Source organism: Actinoplanes couchii (genome assembly GCF_016862075.1).
Classification (GTDB): Bacteria; Actinomycetota; Actinomycetes; order Mycobacteriales; family Micromonosporaceae; genus Actinoplanes; species Actinoplanes couchii.
Window position 1 is genome coordinate 22,742 of sequence record NZ_BOMG01000119.1, and the last position, 18,279, is coordinate 41,020.

An 18,279-nucleotide genomic window follows, 5' to 3' on the forward strand; every position below is an offset into this window, starting at 1 on the left:
CCTACCCGGAGTCCCGTGACTACGCCGCGAGCCAGGCGGAACCTCCCGGCCGCAGCGCGACCGCCGGGCGGGTGCGTCCCGCACCGCGTACCGCAATGTGTGTTGTACGGCAAACAGTCCGGCGCCGCCCCGATAGGCTGCTCGGATGGTGGACGAGGCGGTCGTACGGGAGTTGATCGCCGCCGTCCCGGCCGGGTGCACCTGGATGCTTCCGGTGCCCGCCGCCGACGGATCCGTCGCCGATTTCCGGATCGCGGCCACCAGTGATCAGATCCGGGACATCTTCGGCCGGGGCACCCAGCGGGTCGACGGTCTGCTCGGTGAGTTGTACCCGAGCCTGCCCGGCAGTCCGCTGTGGAGCATGTACCTGCGGGTGATGGAGTCCGGCACGCCGGAGCGGATGGACGAGTTCCGGTACGCGGAGACCAGGTCCGGGATCGTCGCCGAGTCCCGTTTCGAGATCAGCGCCTCCCGGGTGCTCGGCGGGATCCTGGTGTGGTGGCAGCGGGTCGACGAGCACCAGCGCCGCCTGGAGCACACCGAGATACTGGGCAGTCTGGGCTGGACCGAGTACGACCTGGCGTCCGGCCGTACCGACTGGTCGCCCGGGATGTTCCGGATCTTCGGCGTCGATCCGGCACGGGATCCGCTGTCCCGCCTGGAACAGGCCCGGCTGATGCTGCCGGAGGACCGCGGGATCGCCGAGACCGCGTGGCAGACCCTGGACAGCGGGGCCGGCTCGGACGTGACCGCCCGGTTCCGGGTCGGCGACCGGGTCAGGCATCTGCGGATCCTGTCCGACGTGGCACGGGACGCGGCCGGCGCCCCGGTGAAGATCTACGCGGTGGTGCAGGACGTGTCGGCGCGGGTGGAGTCCCGTACCGAGATCGAGTCCCTGTCGGACCGGCTGCGGACCCGGGAGATGACCGCCCTGGCCGAGCACCGCCTGGCCGGGCAGTTGCAGAACCTGATCCAGCCGGTGCCGTCCGAACCGCTGGCGCTGGCCGGCCTGGAGGTGCTGGTCAGCTATCTGCCGGCGGAGAGCACCACGAAGGTCGGCGGCGACTGGTACCACGCGCAGACCCTGCCGGACGGGCTGGTGGCCCTGGCGATCGGCGACGTGGCCGGGCACGGCCTGGAAGCGGCCAGCGGCATGGCGCATCTGCGGTTCGCGCTGGTGGCGTGGCTGTCGATAGGCATCCGGGATCCGGGCGAGCTGCTGGGTCACATGAACCGGCTGTGCCTGCAGCTCGGGATCACCGGGACCGCGCTGATCGCGTTCTACGATCCGCGGACCCGGGAGCTGCCGTGGGCGCGGGCCGGGCATCCGCCGCCGCTGCTGAGCCGGGCCGGGCGGGTCGGCGAGCTGGAGCGCCCGGCGGGGCTGCTGCTGGGCGCCGAGCCGGAGACGGTCTTCCCGGTGTCCCGGGCCGGGCTGGAGCCGGACGACCTGGTGCTGTTCTTCACCGACGGTCTGGTGGAGCGCCGTGGTCTGCCGGAGGGCCGGTTCGCCGAGGTGCGGGAACACCTGGCGGCGTCGGCGGTGGGGATGCTGCACACGCCGAGCCCGGACGACGACACCTGCACGCTGGCGATCCGGGTCAGCTGACCGAGCCGGCGGGGATCCTGCCAGAAGTGTGCAAGGTCGGTGCCAGACCCATTCGTCACTGTCGTTCCCAGTGCTGCCGCCACCGGGCGGTGGCCGACCTGAGGGGGCAGGGAACGTGGGGACAACCGTTGTATCCAGGGCCGTGGCGGTCCTGACGACCACACTCATGACATTGATCGGTCTCGTGTTCGCCACGGCGCCGGCGCCGGCGCGGGCGGCGTTCGTGTCGTCGATCGGCGGCCCGATCACCCGGGCCGAGGTCATGGAGCGGGCCCAGTACTGGCTGGACCACCAGCCGGGGGCGTACTCGCAGACGGGTTTCTCGCCCGATCCGATCGGGTCACGCAACTACCGGCGGGACTGCTCCGGGTACGTCGACATGGCCTGGCACCTCGGCGTCGACTACACCACCCACAACCTGGAACGGGTCGCCACCCGGATCAGCCGGGCCGACCTGCGGCCCGGTGACGTCCTCAACAGCACCCAGTTCCACGTGATCCTGTTCAAACGGTGGAGCAACAGCGAACACACCCGGTTCGACTACTACTCGTTCGGGTCGACGCCGGTGAAGCTGAAGACGAACATCCCGATCACCGACAACTGGGACTCGCACCCGAACAGCGGGTACATTGCCATGCGGTACAACCGGATCATCGAGGACGGCGCGAGCGGCACCAGCCCGTACGCCGACGGCACCCTGCTGCGCGAACCGAACGGCTCGATCGCGGTGATGGCGGGCGGCGCGGCCTTCGCCTTCAACAGCATGGACGAACTGAACGCCGCCGGTTACGCCGGCCGCCCCTACGTCAGCGTGGCCGCCGGAACCCTGGCCACCCTGCCGCCGACCCGGGTCGCCGACGGCACGCTGGTCCGGCGTTCGGACGGCTCCATCGCGGTGATCGCCGGTGGCGCCGCGTTCTCCTTCGCCAGCATGACCGAGCTGACCGCGGCCGGGTACGGCAGCCGCCCGTTCGTGAACATCGGCTGGAACGCCTACAACGCGCTCCCGGCCAGGCCTCGGGAGGGCACGATCATCCGCCGGACCGACGACGGTTCGATGTCGGTGGTGGCCGGTGGCGCCAAGTTCGCCTTCGTCAGCATGGCCGAGGTCACCGCGGCCGGGTACGGCTCCACGCCGTTCGTGAACGTCGGCATCACCGCCTACAACGCGGTGCCCACCGAACCCGCCGACGGCACTCTCCTCCGCCGCTCGGACGGTTCCATCGGGGTGATCGCCGGTGGCGCCCGGTTCGACTTCGTCAGCATGGCGGAGTTCACCGCGGCCGGATACGACAGCTTCATCAACGTCGGCACCCCGGCCTTCAACGGCGTCTCCACCACTCCCGCGAACGGCACCTTCGTCAAGGCCACCGGCGAGCCCGGCACCTGGCGACTGGCCGACGGCAAGCGCACACCGGCCACCCCGGGCGCGGGCCAGCCCGTGACCAGCCTGCCGCTGGGCGCACTACGAGCGATCCCGACCGCATAACCCACCCGACGAGGCGGCGGCGTGGGGCCCACCGGCCCTGCGCCGCCGGCCTTCGGTGATCATGTCGTCTCGCTGAAGATGACCCTGAGACTAGGGTGTCGGCCATGAACGGCGTTCTGGCGTGGGTGGTGCGGTGGCGGCTGGCCGTTCTGGGCGGGTCGCTGGCCGGTGCGGTGGCTTACGAGGTCGGGCAGCGGCTGACCGATTACGATCCGGGACTGCTAGCCGGGCTCGTGATGCAGGTCGTGCTGCCGTTCGGGCTGGTTTTCGCGGCCGCGGTGAGTGGCCGGCAGCATCATCCGGCGGTGCTGGTGGCCCGGCCCGCAGTGCCCGCCCTGGACGTGCCGGTCAACCCGTGGATGGTTCTCGGGGCGGCCGGTTACACGATTCTCGGCGCGCGGACGCTCGGGAACCTGACCCGGGATCTGTTGGACGACGGTGGCGTCTGGCTCTGGGCGGGGTTCGCCGGGTTCTGGCTGCTGCTGTTGGCCGGGTTCTGGGCGGCGGCTCTCGGGCGGTTCGGGGTGCGGCTCACGCCGGAGGGCATCGTCGACCGGCAGGTCCTCGGTTCGCTGTTCATTCCGTGGGGGGCGCTGAGCGGGCCGGTGCCAGCGTTCGCGTTCGACGCGCACCAGGTCACGCTGGTCGTCGAGGACACCGGGCGGATTGGTAGGCGCGGGGTGCGTGCCGGGGATCCGGCGGTGCTGCCGGCCACCGGGGTGAATGCCGAGCTGCTGGCGCGGGCCATCCACGAGTACGTGAACCGGCCCGAACTGCGCCCGGCGATCGGCACCGAGGCGGAGCTGGCCCGGTTCCGCAGCATCCCGCAGATCACCGAGCTGACCGCCCAGCCCTGAGCCGCAGGCTTGAGACACCGGTCTTGTCGAGGCGCTGAGTCTCAGCCCTTGCGGAGCCGGGCCGACAAGCCGTCGACGAAGGTGGTCAGGGCGAAGTCGAAGCTGTCCCGGTCCACGGTGTCGGCGTGTTCGCGTAGGCGGTGGGCGTCGCCGAGTGCCGGGTACCTGTCGATGTAGACCTGCACGTCGTCGGTGAAACCGCGCGAGAACGAACCCATCGCCGCGCCCAGGACCAGGTATTTCGTCGAGGCGCCGATCATCGTGGCGTCCCGTGGGTGCCAGCCGGCGGCCACCAGGCCGCCGTGCACGGTGTCGGCCCGGCGCAGCGAGGCGTCGCGCTGGCCGGGGCCGCGGGCCAGGAACGGGACGATGTGCGGGTGCTCGGCCAGGGCGGCGCGGTAGGACCGGGCCCAGAGCAGCAGGCCCTCCCGCCAGCCGGCGGCGAACCCGGAGACGTCCACCTTCTCCATGATCTCGCTGGCCACGTCGTCGAGCAGTTGCTCCTTCGTCGGGTAGTGGAAGTACAGCGCGGGGGCGGACACCCCCAGGGCGGCGGCCAGTTTGCGCATGCTCAGCCCGTCGAGGCCGTCCCGGTCGATGATCGTGAGCGCGGAGGCGCGGATGCCGGGCCTGCTGAGCAGCGGCGTCGACGGCCGTGGCATGCGGGCCTCCCGGAGAGCCTGGTTTAACTAACGGTGTTAAGTTAGCATGACCCGAGAAACCTGACAGCGTTCAATTAGCGGGAGCGGCTGACATGAACCTCGGCCTGACGAGTGAGCAGGAGCAGTTCCGGGCGCTCGCCCGCGAGTGGGTGGACCGCGAGGTCGTGCCACACGCCACCGAGTGGGATCGCGCCGAGCAGGTCGACACGAAGATCGTCGGCAAGCTGGCCGAGCTGGGCTTCCTCGGTCTCGGGATCGACGAGGAGCTGGGCGGCTCGGGCGGCGACTTCCTGACGTACTGCCTGATGATGGAGGAGTTGGGCCGTGGCGACACGTCGGTGCGGGGCATCGTGTCGGTGTCGCTCGGGCTGGTGGCCAAGAGCATCCAGGCGTACGGGACCGAGGCGCAGCAGACGCGGTGGCTCCCGGCGCTGTGCGAGGGCGAGACGCTCGGCTGTTTCGGACTGACCGAGCCGGGCACCGGTTCCGACGCGAGCAGCCTGATCACGAAGGCGGTCCGCGACGGCGACGACTGGATCATCAGCGGCGAGAAGATCTTCATCACCAACGGGACGTGGGCGGGAGTCGCGCTGATCTTCGCGCGCACCGGCGGGCCGGGTCCGAAAGGGATCACCGCGTTCCTGGTCCCGACCGACAAAAGCGGATTTGTCCGAAATGAAATCAAGGGCAAACTCGGCCTGCGAGGCCAAGCGACCGCCGAGATCCGGCTGGACGGGGTGCGCGTGGAAGACGACGCCCGGCTCGGTGAAGAGGGCCAGGGCTTCAAGATCGCGATGGCGGCCCTGGACAAGGGCCGGATCGCGGTGGCGGCCGGCTCGGTCGGGCTGGCGCGAGGCTGCCTGGAAGCGTCGATCGGTTACGCGAAGGAAAGAACCCAATTCGGAAAGCCGATCGCGAGCTTCCAACTCGTACAGGAAATGATCTCTGATATCGCGGTGGAGACCGACGCCGCGCGACTGTTGACGTGGCGGGCGGCCGACCTGGTCGACCGCGGTCTGCCGTATCGGACCGAGGCGTCGATGGCCAAGCTGTTCGCCACCGAGGCCGCGGTCAAGGCCGCCAACCAGGCCATTCAGATCTTCGGTGGGTACGGCTACGTCGACGAGTTCCCGGTCGGCAAGGCCCTGCGCGACGCCCGCGTGACGACGCTCTACGAGGGCACCAGCCAGATCCAGAAGTTGCTCATCGGCCGCGCGCTGACCGGAATCAGCGCTTTCTGATCAAGGAGAGAACATGAGCCGGGTAGCCGTCGTGACCGGTGCCGCGCGAGGCATCGGGGCCGCCACCGCACTCCAGTTCGCCCGCGAGGGCGCCGCGGTGGCGGTGCTGGATCTGGACGAGCAGGCGTGCGCGGAGACCGTCGACCGGATCATCGCGGCCGGCGGCACGGCTGTCGCGTTCGGGTGCGACGTCGCCGACGAGGCCCAGGTCGACACCGTGATCAACAAGGTGGCGGGGGAGTTGGGCGGCGTCGACGTGCTGGTCAACAACGCCGGGGTGCTGCGCGACAACCTGCTGCACAAGATGTCGTCGTCGGACTGGGACATCGTGATGAACGTGCACCTGCGCGGCGCGTTCCTGTGCAGCCGGGCGGCCCAGCGGCACATGGTCCCGAAACGGTCCGGCAAGATCGTGAACACGTCGAGCGTGTCCGCGCTGGGTAACCGGGGTCAGGCCAACTACGCGGCGGCCAAGGCCGGGATCCAGGGCTTGACCCGGACCCTCGCGATGGAGTTGGGTCCGTTCAACATCAACGTGAACGCGGTGGCGCCCGGCTTCATCGTGACCGAGATGACCGACGCCACCGCCGCCCGGGTCGGGGTGCCGGCCGCTGAGATGCGGTCAAAGGCCGCCGAGATCACCCCGCTGCGGCGGGTCGGCCGGCCGGAGGACATCGCCCGGGTGGTCGCGTTCCTGGCCAGTGACGCCGCGTCGTTCGTCACCGGCCAGACGATCTACGTGGACGGCGGCCGCCGTCTCTAGAAGGGATGATCTACAGCATGCGCCGTTCGATCTTCAACGAGGACCACGAAGCCTTCCGGCAGACTCTGCGGGAGTTCATCGAGGCCGAGGTGGTGCCTCGCTACGACCAGTGGTTCGCCGACGGCCAGGTGCCGCGCGACCTCTACAAACAGCTCGCTGAGCTGGGCATCTTCGGCATCGAGGTGCCGGAGGAGTTCGGCGGGGCGGGCATCGACAGCTTCAAGTTCGCGGCCATCCAGACCGAGGAGACGATGCGCGCCGGCGTCTCGTTCGGCGCGGCCGGGGCACACGTCGCGCTGGGCCTGCCCTACCTGCTGGACCTCGGCACCGAGGAGCAGAAGCAGCGCTGGCTGCCGGACTTCGTCTCCGGCAACACGATGTACGCGCTCGCCATGACCGAACCCGGCACCGGCAGCGACCTGGCCGGCATGAGCACCACCGCCAAGCTGTCCGAGGACGGCACCCACTACGTGCTGAACGGCGCGAAGACCTTCATCACCGGCGGGGTGCTCGCCGACCGGGTGATCGTCTGTGCCCGCACCTCCCCGCCGAAACCGGACGACCGCCGCTTCGGCATCACCCTGCTCAACGTCGACACGACGCTGCCCGGCTACGCGGTCGGCCGCAAGCTCGACAAGCTGGGCCTGAAGACCAGCGACACCGCCGAGCTGGCGTTCGTCGACGTCCAGGTGCCGGTCGCCGACCGGCTCGGCGAGGAGAACCGGGGCTTCTACTACCTGGGCAAGAACCTGCCGAAGGAGCGCCTGAGCATCGCCTACGGGGCGTACGCGCAGGCCGCGGCGGCGGTCCGGTTCACCATGCAGTACGTGCAGGACCGGAAGGTCTTCGGCCAGACCGTCGCCAGTTTCCAGAACACCAAGTTCGAACTGGCCGCCTGCCAGGCCGAGGTCGACGCCGCGCAGGCGGTCGCCGACCGGGCCCTGGAAGCGCTGGACGCGGGCGAGCTGACCGCTGCCGAGGCGGCGTCCGCGAAACTCTTCTGCACCGAGGTCGCGCACCGGGTCATCGACCGCTGCCTGCAGCTGCACGGCGGCTACGGCTTCATCAACGAGTACCCGATCGCCCGTCTCTACGCCGACAACCGGGTCAACCGGATCTACGGCGGCACGTCCGAGGTGATGAAAATGATCATTGCGAAGGACATGGGCCTCTAGTACGGAGTCTGCGTGGCCCCGTGCCAAGTCGACAGGTCCCCGGTCCACCACGCGAGGTTCGCGGTGGACCGGGCCGACCCGCGGCCGCCGGGCCGGATGCGGTGGTCCCGGTCGTCCGCGCCCGTGGTCAGCGCTGTTGTTCCCCGTACCGCCGCGGGGATGATCTCGACCGCCACCAGGCGGCGACGTGGAGCAGCACCGCCCACCCGATGAGGCCGCCGACCAGGGCGATCGCCGCCGCCGCACCCCAGTCGCCGGATGTCGACGACAGCGACGACTGCCCGATCGAGGTGGCTCCGGCCAGCGGTGGGAACGCCCAGAGAAACACCTCCGGGTACACGATCCGGCCCCGCTCGGTCAGCCCGGCCAGCATGACCGCCAGCCAGCCCAGCACCGCGAGGAGCACGAGCATCGCCCATCCACCGCTGGTCCTGGGCAACCGCAGCCGGCCGATCGCGGCGCCGATCAGGGCGTAGAGCGGGAACGCCACGAGCAGCGCCCAGTAGTGCGGGCCCTCGACCACCCGATCCGGCGCCCACAGCACCTGACCGTCGGCGCCGACCAGTGGCCGCTCCTCGCCCAGCCACCGGGCCGTCCCGACGACCGCCGCGCCGGTGACCGCACCGCTGACCACGGCCAGACCGGCGGCCAGGGCGGGCGGGTGCCGCCGGGCGAGCATCGCCCCCGCCACCAGGACCAGCACGTGCCCGCACAGCACACCTGACGTGTTCCGCATGACCTCGCGGTAGCGACTCCAGTCCCACTGCTGGTCCTCGGTCTGCGGATCGAAGTCGATCAGGTCCAGGTACAGCGCGTCGTTGAAGTCGAGCAGGGCCAGAACCAGCAGGACACCGGCCGGAACCACCCACACCGCGGGATGCCGCAACACTCGCATGGAAGGCACTGTGCCACTGGTCGGCCACCACAGTGTCTAGTGTGATCTCATGCTGGTGCTCTCCGCCGCCGACGTGCGCGCCCTGCTCACGCCGGAAGTCTGCCGTGACCTGATGCGCGAGGCGCTCGTCGCGGTCGCCGAGGAACGGACCTTCCTGCCGCTGCGGACCGTGATCCGCCCGCCCGGGCTGGCCGGCGCGCTGGCCCTGATGAGCGCTCATCTGACCGGCCCCGATCCGGCGTTCGGCATGAAGTCGGTGTGTGTCTTCCCCGGCAACCCGCTGCTCGGCAAGGACGGCCACCAGGGCATCGTCACCCTCTTCGACCCGGAGACCGGCGAACCGCTGGCCGCCGTGAACGCCTCCGCCGTCACCGAGATCCGCACCGCCGCCGTCTCCGCGCTGGCCACGTCGGTGCTGGCCCGCCCCGAGTCCCGGGTCCTGACCATCTTCGGCACCGGGGTGCAGGCCCGCGCCCACCTGAACGCCCTGACCGGCCCGGGTTCCGGGTTCGGCTTCGACGAGGTGCGCGTGGTGGGCCGGACCTTCGACGCCGCGTTCCGTTTCGACGAGCGGGCCCGCCCGTTCAACGACCCGGCCGAGGCGGTGTCCGGCGCCGACGTGATCGTCACCGCCACCACGGCCCCCGACCCGATCCTGATGGCGGACTGGGTGGCGCCCGGCACCCACGTCAACGCCGTCGGTTCGTCGATCCCCACCACCGCCGAACTGGAACCGGCCCTGCTGGCCCGCTCGGTCCTGGTCGCCGACCGCCGGGAGTCCCTGTTCCACGAATCCGGCGACTTCCTGCGGGCGGCCCCGCTGATCGACCGGTCCCACGTGCACGGCGAGCTGGGCGACATCCTGACCGCCCGTCTTCCCGGCCGCAGCACCCCCGACGAGATCACCGTCTTCAAATCCCTGGGCCTGGCGATCGAGGATCTGCTCGTGGCCCGGCACCTGTTCACGACGGCGGTCGCCGCCGGCCGCGGTCAGCACGTCGAATTCTGACCGCGGGGATCCTTCGGAGCTGACGGCTCGGCGGTCCGCATAGGCTTCCGGGATGGCTCTCCTCCACAAGGCGACGATCGTCCCCAGCAAGCTCGAACTGCTGAACCGCTGGCTGCCCACCCGGCCCTGGTCCGGCGGGGCCGCGGATGTCGAACGGGTGGCCGCGGGCCGCTTCGACGACCCGGCCGGCGCGGTGGGCATCGAGACGCTGATCGTGCGCGACGCCGGCGGACGGCTGTTGCACGTGCCGCTCACCTACCGGGACGCTCCGCTGGAGGGCGCCGACCGGTGGCTGGTCGGGACGACCGAGCACTCGGTGCTGGGCGCGCGCTGGGTCTACGACGCGGTCGGCGACCCGGTCTACGTGTCCCAGCTGCTGGCGACGATCCGCTCCGGCGGCCGGGAGGCGGTCGAGGAGTTCGAGGTCGACGGGCAGCGCCGGTCCCGAGTGCCGGACCTGGCGCTCCGAGGGTCCGGCGCCCCGGAAGCCGGGTCCGGCACCCCGGAAGCCGGGTCCGGCGAGCAGACCGCGGTGACCGACGGTGATCCCGCCGTCATCGCCCTGAGTGACGGCGAGTTGACCGTGATCCGGGTGCTCGGGCCGGTGCCACCCGGCGCGACCCTCACCGGCGCCTGGGACGGCGACGGCTCCCCGGCGGTTCTGGCCACCCTGACAGCGCGATGACCGCCGACCACGGGGCCCGGCTGCGCGCCGCCGGCGAGCGGCTGGCCGAGGAGTTCAAGACCGTTGCCGGCGTACGTTCGGTGCTGCTCACCGGGTCCGTCGCGCGGGGTGTCGCGGACCGCTGGTCGGATGTGGAACTCCTGATCCTGTGGGAGGACGCGCCCTCCCCGGAGGCCCGTCACGGTGCGGCGTCCCGGGCCGGGGGAGAGGTGTCCGCCTTCCACGATCACGACCCGGACAACGCCGAGTGGTCCGAGGACGTGCTGCTGGACCGGGCCGAGGTCCAGGTCAGCCACCGGATCGTGGCCGAGGTGGACACCTGGATCGCCGACGTCCTGGAGCGCGCCGACCCGGCCCTGGTCAAGCAGGATCTGATCGCCCTGCTCCGGGACGCGGTGGTGCTGCACGACACCGGCCCGGTGGCCGGCTGGGTGGCCCGCACCGAGGTCTACCCGGAGGCGCTGGCCCTGGCGATGGTCGGCGCCCACCTGGACTTCCGGTCCTCCTGGCAGCGCCGCAGGCTGCTGGCCCGCGGCGACCTGCTGCCGCTGGCCGAGGACCTGCTGGACACCGCCCGCAACGTGCTGCTGGTGCTGCTCGGCCTGAACCGGGTGTGGTTCCCGCATCTGGGGTTCAAGGGGATGTCCCGGGTGGCCGAGGCGCTGCCGCTGGCCCCGCCCGCGCTGCCGGCCCGCCTGGACGCGCTGTTCACGGCGACCCCGGCCAGCGCGGTCCCGGCCGCCGACGCGCTGATCTCGGAGACGCTGATCCTGGTGGCGAAGAACATGCCGGCGGCGAACGCCCTGGACGAGCTGGCCCACCTCGGCCGGGAGCGCTTCTAGCTCCCGTGTGGCGGCTCCCACGGGATCCGCCACACGGAACCTAGATCTTGTCGGCGGCCTTGCGGGCGGCGATCAGGACCGGATCCCAGACCGGGGCGAACGGGGGCGCGTAACCGAGGTCGAGGGCGGTCATCTCGACGACCGTCATCCGGTTCCAGACGGCGATCGCGAAGGCGTCGATGCGTTTGGCGGCCTCGGCGCGGCCGACGATCTGGGCGCCGAGCAGCAGGCCGGTGTCCTTCTCGGCGATCACCTTGACGGTCATCGGGACGGCGCCGGGGAAGTAGCCGGCCCGGTTCGTGGACTCGATGGTGGCGGTCACGAACCGGAAGCCGGCGGCCTCGGCCTCCTTCGAGGACAGCCCGGTGCGGGCCACCTCCAGGTCGCAGATCTTGGTGACGGCGGTGCCGATCACGCCGGGGAACGTGGCGTACCCGCCGCCGATGTTGATCCCGGCGACCCGGCCCTGCTTGTTGGCGTGGGTGCCGAGCGGCACGTGCAGGCTCTTGCCGCTGACCAGGTGGGTGACCTGGACGCAGTCGCCGGCCGCCCACACCCCGTCGACGACCCCGTCCGGGCCGGTGACCCGTTGCCGCAGGTCGGTGGCGAGTCCGCCGGTGTCGCCGAGCGGGATCCCGGCGGCGTCGGCGAGCGCCGTGTTCGGGCGCACCCCCAGCCCCAGGACGACGACGTCGGCCGGGATGGTCCCGTCGTCGGTGACCACCGCCCGCACCCGGTCGTCGCTGGTCTCCAGGGCCCGGACGGCGACGCCGGTCCGCAGCTCGATGCCGAGGCCGCGCACCGCGTCGGCGACGAGCGCGCCCATGTCCGGGTCGACGGTGGACATCGGCTGCCCGGAGCGTTCGACCAGGGTGACCCGCAGCCCGCGCCGGATCAGGGCCTCGGCCATCTCGACGCCGATGTAGCCGCCGCCGATCACCACCGCGTCGCGGGCGTCGAACGAGGACAGCCAGGCCTCGATGGCGGCCCCGTCGCCGAGGGTCTGCACGCCGAAGATGCCGCTGGCCGGGTTGTCGGCCCAGGCCGGGCGCACCGGCACCGCGCCTGCCGCGTACATCAGGACGTCGTAGCCCTCGGTGATGTCCTTGCCCGCGGCGATGTCACGGACGGTCACCGTCCGGGCGTCGAGGTTGATGCCGGTGACCTCGTGGCCGGTCCGGACGTCGATGTGGTCCTTGCGGAAGGTGGCCGGGTCACGGGCGATCAGCTCGTCCGGGCCGCCGACCAGGCCGCCCACCCAGTACGGGATGCCGCACGCCGAGTAGGACGTGAAATCGCCCCGTTCGAACGCGAGGATCTCCAACTCGCCGGGGCCGAGACGGCGCCGGGCCTGGGACGCGGCGGACATTCCTGCCGCATCCCCACCGATGACTATCATTCGCACCGGTCCATTCTGCCTGTGTTACCGGAGGATTTCCGGAAAGCTGCGCCGAGTGGTTGCCCATCACATCGGCCCCGCTCTATGGTGGCCTCACCGCCGTCACATCATTCCCGGGGCGATTTCCAGTCGTCGTCGAAGCGCTTCGACGACGATTCATGAGGAGAATTCCTATGCGCGGATTCGCCGTGCTCGCGGCTGCCCTTCTAGTTGTCCCACTTCATCCCGGAGCGGCGCAGGCTGCCCCGGAACTCCCGTTCCGTGACCCGTCCCGGCCGCTGGCCGCCCGGGTCGACGACCTGGTCGGGCGGCTCACTCTCGACGAGAAGATCTCGCTGCTGCACCAGTATCAGCCGGCGATTCCCCGCCTCGGGATCGGCCTGTTCAAAACCGGGACCGAGGCCCTGCACGGTGTCGCCTGGTCCAGCGACCACGGGGCGGGCGGAGCCAAGATCGACGCGACCGCCACGGTGTTCCCGCAGGCCGTCGGACTGGCCAGCACCTGGGACCCGGAGTTGATCAAGCGGGTCGGCAGTGCGGTCGGTGACGAACTGCGCGGGTTCCACGTACAGAATCCGCAGGTGTGGGGTCTGAACGCCTGGGCCCCGGTGGTCAATCCGCTGCGTGACCCGCGGTGGGGCCGCAACGAGGAGGGCTATTCCGAGGATCCGCTGCTCACCGGCGCGATCGCCACCGCGTACGGCGACGGTCTGCAGGGTGACGACCCCGATCACCTGAAGGTCGCGCCGACGCTGAAGCACTACGCCGCCTACAACAACGAGACGCTACGGGACCGGACCTCGTCGAACGTGCCGCAGCGGGTCCTCGACGAATACGACCGCAAACCGTTCGAGATCGCCCTGAAGAACGGTTCCGCGACCGGTGTGATGGCCGCCTACAACCTGATCAACGGGCGGCCCGCCACCGTCGACCCGGACCTCGGGACGCTGTTGCGCGACTGGAGTGACCAGCGGCTCTTCAACGTCAGCGATGCCTGGGCGCCGACAAATCTGACCGGTTCGCAGGCGTATTTCGCGACCCGGGCCGAGGCGGACGCCGCCACGATCAAGGCGGGACTGGACAGCTTCACCGTCGACGACACCAACGCCGAGCCGACCACCACCGCGATCAAGCAGGCCCTGACACAGGGGCTGCTGACCGAGGCCGATGTGGACGAATCGGTCGGCAACGCGCTGAGCATCCGGTTCCGGCTCGGCGAGTTCGACCCGGACGGTGGCCCGTACGCGACGATCGCCCCCTCGGTGATCGACAGTCCGGCCCACCGCGCGCTGGCCCGCCGGACCGCCGCCGACGCCGCGGTGCTGCTGAACAACGACGGGATCCTGCCGCTGCGGGCCGGCGGGTCGCTCGCGGTCGTCGGTCCCACGGCGGGCAAGCTCTACAGCGATTGGTACGGCGGTCAACTCCCGTACCGGGTCAGCATCCTGGACGGCCTGACCGAACGGGCCTCGTCGGTCACCACCGGCACCGGCGCCGACCGGATCGCGCTCCGCGAGGTGACCACCGGCCGCTACGTGACCGCCGGCGCCGAGACGGTCGGTGTCACCGGGAGCAGCCCGACGGCGGCGTCCCAGTTCGACAGCGTCGACTGGGGTGACGGGGTCTCGACGCTGCGCAGCGTCGCCAACGGCAAGCTGATCAGCTACAACTGGGGACCGTTCGTCACGAACGCCGACGAGCCCAACGGCTGGTTCGTCCAGCAGCAGTTCCGGCAGGAGCGGCAGCCCGACGGCACCTACGTCCTGCACTACGTGGGCTACGAGACCCAGGAGTCCTGGTTCCCGGCGAACCACTACGTCACCGTGGGCGACGACGGCAACCTGACGCTCGGTGCCTCGTCGGCCGCCGGCGCCGCCCGGTTCACCAGGGAGCTACTGGTCGACGGGGTCGCGCAGGCCGCGGCGGCCGCGAAGAAGGCGAGGACCGCGGTGGTGGTCGTCGGCACCGACCCGTTCGTCGCCGCCCGCGAGGTCCACGACCGGTCCTCGCTGGCCCTCGGCGAACGGCAGGAAACCCTGATCACCGCGGTCCGCAAGGCCAACCCGCGGACCGTCGTGGTGGTGCAGAGCAGTTACCCGCAGACGATCCCCGCCGCGCCCGGCGTCCTGTGGACCACACACGCCGGGGCCGAGACCGGGCACGCCGTCGCCGACGTGCTGTTCGGCGACGTCAACCCGGCCGGACGGCTGACCCAGACCTGGTACCGGTCGGCCGCCCAGCTGCCCGCGGACCTGCTCGAGTACGACATCATCCAGTCGCGACAGACCTACCTCTACAGTGCGGCGAAACCGCTCTATCCGTTCGGTCACGGTCTGTCCTACACGACGTTCACCTACGGCCGGCCTGCGGTACGCGACGGCAAGGTCACCGTGACCGTCACCAACACCGGGAAGCGGACCGGATCCGAGGTGGTCCAGCTCTACACGCATCAGCGCAGCTCAAGGGACGTCACCCCGATCAAGCAGCTCCGGGGCTTCGAGAAGGTGACGCTGCGTCCCGGGCAGTCGAAGACGGTCACGATTGCGCTGACGACGGCCGACCTGGCCCGCTGGGACCAGACCCGTGGGCGCCGGGTCGTCGAGACCTCGGTGCATGACGTCCTGCTCGGGTCGTCCTCCACCGACATCCGGGCCCGCACCACCCTCGCGGTCCGGGGCGAGACGATCCCGCCGAGAGACCTGTCGAAGACCACCAGAGCGGAGACCTTCGACGCGTACGCCGGAGTAAAGCTCCTGGACGAGACGAAGACCAGCGGAACCGTGGTCGGAGCGCAGGCCCCCGGCGACTGGCTGGCCTTCAAGGACGCGACGCTCCGCAACACCGGTCGTTTCACCGCGACCGCTGCCGGCACGGGCACCGTGCAGATCCGTGTCGGCTCGCCGACCGGCCGTCTGCTCGGTACCGCGACTCTCGCCGACACCGGAAGTGTCTACACATACCGGTCGATGACCGTCCCGCTGGCGAGGTTCAGCGGCCGGACGACGGTCTACCTGGTGCCCAGCCCCGGCCTGCGGCTGGCCGGCTTCACCATCAGTTGACGGCGCGGAGTGGGGCACTCGCCGTGAGGGGAGAGTCACGGCGAGGGCTCCACTGCGCCGGTGATCAGTAGGATCCACGAAAGGAGAGGCTTTGGGGACTTGGGGAGGCTCAGTGCCGACGATCAACGACGTCGCCAAGGCGGCCGGGGTGTCGCCCAGCACCGTGTCGTATGTTTTGTCCGGCCGTCGCCCGATCTCCGCCGAGACCCGCGCCCGCGTGCAGGCCGCCATCGCGGAGCTGGGTTTCCACCCGCACGCCGGGGCCCGCGCCCTGGCGAGCAGCAAGACGAACGTGATCGCGCTGGTCGCGCCGCTGCGGGTCGATGTGAACGTGCCGGTCATCATGCAGTTCGCGACGGCGGTGGTGACCGCAGCCCGGTCGTACAACCATGACGTCCTGCTGTTGACCAAGGACGAGGGGACGGCCGGCCTGGAGCGGGTCGCCCACAGCACCATGGTCGACGCCTTGATACTGATGGATCTGGAGCGCGACGACCTGCGCATCCCGGCGTTGCGCAAGCTGAAGCAGCCGTCGGTGCTGATCGGGTTGCCGGCCGACCACACCGGCATCGCGTGTGTCGATCTGGACTTCGGCGCGGCGGCCCGGCTGGCGCTGGAGCACCTGGCCGGGCACGGGCACCGGCGGATCGGCCTGGTCGGCCCGTCCCCGGCGGTGTACAAGCGGCAGACGACGTACGCGGACCGCTTCCTCACCGGTTTCCTGGAGTCGTCGGTCGAGCTGGGACTGCGCACGGTGACCCACCCGTGCGAGCCGGGCGCCGCGGGTGTCCGGTCCGCGCTGGCCGACCTGGACGCCGAGCTCGACGGCATCACCGCCCTGGTGGTGCACAACGAGGAGGCGCTGCGCCCGCTGCTGGACCTGTTGCGGGCCACCGGCCGGCGGGTGCCGGAGGACATCTCGATCGTGACGGTCTGCCCGCGTGACGTGGCGATGTCCCTGCCGGTCAACCTGACGTCGATCGACATCCCGGCGCACGACGTCGGCACCCTCGCGGTGGAGACGGCGATGCGGCTGCTGGACGGTCGCAGCATCGAGTTCACCCGGCTCCTCGCGCCGAGTCTGGTCGAGCGCGACAGCTGCCGCGAAATCTCCTCGTCACACCGTTGACATGAGCCACCGTGAATCAATAGCGTCTCGACAAGAGCCATCGTCGAAGCGCTTCGACGACTGATTCGCTTACTTTCCTCAACCAGTCCCTCTGGGAGGACGGCTATGTTCCGATCACGTTCCGGCCTGGCGGCCGGTGCACTTTTGCTGGCAGCGTCCCTCGGCCTGACCGCGTGCGGCGGTTCTGACGACTCGACCGAGGGCGCGGACGCCAAGGTCCTCAACCTCTGGCACTACGAAGCTCCGACCAGCGCGATGGGTGTCGCCTGGGCCAAATCGATCGAGCTGTTCAAGGCGAGCCACCCGGGTGTCGAGGTCAAGTTCGAGGAGAAGGGCTTCGAACAGATCCAGCAGAACGCCCAGATGATCCTCAACTCGGACAGCGCCCCGGACATCCTCGAGTACAACAAGGGCAACGCGACGGCCGGCCTGCTGTCGAAGCAGGGCCTGCTCACCGACATCTCCGACGAGTTCACCAAGCGCGGCTGGGACAAGAAGCTGAGCGCCAGCCTGCAGACCACCGCCAAGTACGACGAAGACGGCATCATGGGCAGCGGCAAGGTCTTCGGCGTGCCCAACTACGGCGAGTTCGTCACGGTCTACTACAACAAGAAGATGTTCGACCAGTACAAGCTGGCCGTGCCGACGACGCTCGACGAGTTCACCAAGGTGATGGACACGTTCGTGCAGAACAAGGTGACGCCGCTGTCGGTCGGCGGCTCGGAGTACCCGGCCCAGCAGATCTTCTACGAGCTGGCGCTGGCCAAGGCCGACCGGGCGTTCATCGACGACTACCAGCTCTACAAGAACAAGGTCGACTTCAAGGGCCCGCAGCTCACGTACGGCGCCACGACGTTCGCCGACTGGGTGAAGAAGGGGTACATCGGCAAGGACTCGGCCGGTATCGGCGCCGAGGACATGGCCGTCGCGTTCACCCAGGGCAAGTTCCCGATCATGATCTCCGGCTCGTGGTTCTACGGCCGCTTCGCCTCCGAGGTCAAGGACTTCGAGTGGGGCACCTTCCTCTTCCCGGGCAACACCCTGCACCCGGGCTCCAGCGGCAACCTGTGGGTGGTGCCGGAGAAGAGCAAGGCCAAGGCCCTCGCCTACGACTTCATCGACATCACCATGTCGCCGGAGATCCAGGCGCTGCTCGGCAACAGCGGCGGTGTCCCGGTGGCGGCCGACCCGTCGGCGATCACCGACCCGAAGAACAAGGAGCTGGTCGAGACCTTCAACAAGATCTCGACCGCGGACGGCCTCGCCTTCTACCCGGACTGGCCCGCCCCCGGTTACTACGACGTGCTCGTCGCCGGAACGCAGGGCCTGATCAACGGCTCGAAGACGCCGGACGCGGTCCTCGACGAGATCGCCAAGCCGTACAACGAGAACCTGGCTGATCTCGGCAAATGAGCAACGCGCGGCGCGGGCGGTGACCACCGCCCGCGCCGCGAAGGAAAGGGGC

At 70.2% G+C, this 18,279-nt stretch carries 15 protein-coding genes; 12 read left to right on the plus strand and 3 right to left on the minus strand.

The window, feature by feature from the left end; all coding sequences use genetic code 11:
* Positions 1-145 precede the first annotated feature (145 nt).
* The 3 genes from Aco03nite_RS47260 (at position 146) to Aco03nite_RS47270 (ending at position 3,955) form a co-directional block, all read left to right on the plus strand.
* On the plus strand, positions 146-1,609 hold the full coding sequence (locus Aco03nite_RS47260; protein WP_203808773.1) for a PP2C family protein-serine/threonine phosphatase: 1,464 nt from the start codon (positions 146-148) through the stop codon (positions 1,607-1,609).
* A 166-nt stretch (positions 1,610-1,775) separates the two neighbouring features.
* Positions 1,776-3,098 carry a phage tail tape measure protein gene (locus tag Aco03nite_RS47265; RefSeq protein ID WP_203808775.1) on the plus strand — a complete coding sequence of 441 codons (1,323 nt, stop codon included), beginning with the start codon at positions 1,776-1,778 and terminating at the stop codon, positions 3,096-3,098.
* 104 nt (positions 3,099-3,202) lie between these two features.
* The gene (locus Aco03nite_RS47270; protein WP_203808777.1) at positions 3,203-3,955 is read left to right on the plus strand and encodes a hypothetical protein; all 753 of its coding nucleotides are present in this window, start codon (positions 3,203-3,205) and stop codon (positions 3,953-3,955) included.
* Between the two features lie 41 nt (positions 3,956-3,996).
* On the opposite strand, the gene Aco03nite_RS47275 is transcribed toward Aco03nite_RS47270, so the two are convergent.
* Complete coding sequence (locus Aco03nite_RS47275; protein WP_203808779.1) at positions 3,997-4,617, minus strand: TetR/AcrR family transcriptional regulator; 621 nt, start codon at positions 4,615-4,617, stop codon at positions 3,997-3,999.
* A 92-nt stretch (positions 4,618-4,709) separates the two neighbouring features.
* On the opposite strand from Aco03nite_RS47275, the gene Aco03nite_RS47280 reads away from it, so the two are divergent.
* The 3 genes from Aco03nite_RS47280 to Aco03nite_RS47290 are packed head-to-tail and all read left to right on the plus strand — an operon-like array spanning position 4,710 to position 7,796.
* Entirely contained in the window at positions 4,710-5,858 is a 1,149-nt protein-coding gene (locus Aco03nite_RS47280; protein ID WP_203808781.1) for an acyl-CoA dehydrogenase family protein, read from the plus strand.
* A gap of 13 nt (positions 5,859-5,871) precedes the next feature.
* Positions 5,872-6,621 carry a 3-oxoacyl-ACP reductase FabG gene (gene fabG / locus Aco03nite_RS47285; protein ID WP_203808783.1) on the plus strand — a complete coding sequence of 250 codons (750 nt, stop codon included), beginning with the start codon at positions 5,872-5,874 and terminating at the stop codon, positions 6,619-6,621.
* 17 nt (positions 6,622-6,638) lie between these two features.
* Positions 6,639-7,796: an acyl-CoA dehydrogenase family protein gene (locus tag Aco03nite_RS47290; RefSeq protein ID WP_203808785.1), complete on the plus strand. Its 1,158-nt coding sequence runs from the start codon at positions 6,639-6,641 to the stop codon at positions 7,794-7,796.
* A gap of 127 nt (positions 7,797-7,923) precedes the next feature.
* On the opposite strand, the gene Aco03nite_RS47295 is transcribed toward Aco03nite_RS47290, so the two are convergent.
* Positions 7,924-8,691, minus strand: coding sequence for a hypothetical protein (locus Aco03nite_RS47295; RefSeq protein WP_203808787.1), 768 nt, complete (start codon positions 8,689-8,691; stop codon positions 7,924-7,926).
* Positions 8,692-8,740: 49 nt separating this feature from the next.
* Between Aco03nite_RS47295 and Aco03nite_RS47300 the strand changes: the two genes are divergently transcribed.
* From Aco03nite_RS47300 to Aco03nite_RS47310, 3 genes are read left to right on the plus strand one after another with little or no spacing between them, the layout of a single operon-like run.
* Entirely contained in the window at positions 8,741-9,700 is a 960-nt protein-coding gene (locus Aco03nite_RS47300) for an ornithine cyclodeaminase family protein (RefSeq protein ID WP_203808789.1), read from the plus strand.
* Between the two features lie 52 nt (positions 9,701-9,752).
* Complete coding sequence (locus Aco03nite_RS47305) at positions 9,753-10,385, plus strand: CG0192-related protein (protein ID WP_203808791.1); 633 nt, start codon at positions 9,753-9,755, stop codon at positions 10,383-10,385.
* Positions 10,382-11,227: a DUF4037 domain-containing protein gene (locus Aco03nite_RS47310; protein WP_203808793.1), complete on the plus strand. Its 846-nt coding sequence runs from the start codon at positions 10,382-10,384 to the stop codon at positions 11,225-11,227. Before Aco03nite_RS47305 ends, Aco03nite_RS47310 begins: the two co-directional genes overlap by 4 nt.
* Positions 11,228-11,267: 40 nt before the next feature.
* Here Aco03nite_RS47310 and Aco03nite_RS47315 read toward each other — a convergent pair whose 3' ends face one another.
* The gene (locus Aco03nite_RS47315) at positions 11,268-12,626 is read right to left on the minus strand and encodes an FAD-dependent oxidoreductase (RefSeq protein WP_203808834.1); all 1,359 of its coding nucleotides are present in this window, start codon (positions 12,624-12,626) and stop codon (positions 11,268-11,270) included.
* Positions 12,627-12,799: 173 nt separating this feature from the next.
* Here Aco03nite_RS47315 and Aco03nite_RS47320 point away from each other — a divergent pair, with 173 nt between their 5' ends.
* The 3 genes from Aco03nite_RS47320 to Aco03nite_RS47330 all read left to right on the plus strand — a co-directional run bounded on the left by Aco03nite_RS47320 (position 12,800) and on the right by Aco03nite_RS47330 (position 18,227).
* Positions 12,800-15,685 (plus strand): glycoside hydrolase family 3 C-terminal domain-containing protein, encoded by a 2,886-nt coding sequence (locus Aco03nite_RS47320; protein ID WP_239146013.1) that lies wholly within the window; start codon positions 12,800-12,802, stop codon positions 15,683-15,685.
* Between the two features lie 112 nt (positions 15,686-15,797).
* Positions 15,798-16,814 carry a LacI family DNA-binding transcriptional regulator gene (locus tag Aco03nite_RS47325; RefSeq protein ID WP_203808797.1) on the plus strand — a complete coding sequence of 339 codons (1,017 nt, stop codon included), beginning with the start codon at positions 15,798-15,800 and terminating at the stop codon, positions 16,812-16,814.
* A gap of 105 nt (positions 16,815-16,919) precedes the next feature.
* On the plus strand, positions 16,920-18,227 hold the full coding sequence (locus Aco03nite_RS47330) for an ABC transporter substrate-binding protein (RefSeq protein ID WP_203808800.1): 1,308 nt from the start codon (positions 16,920-16,922) through the stop codon (positions 18,225-18,227).
* Positions 18,228-18,279 lie beyond the last annotated feature (52 nt).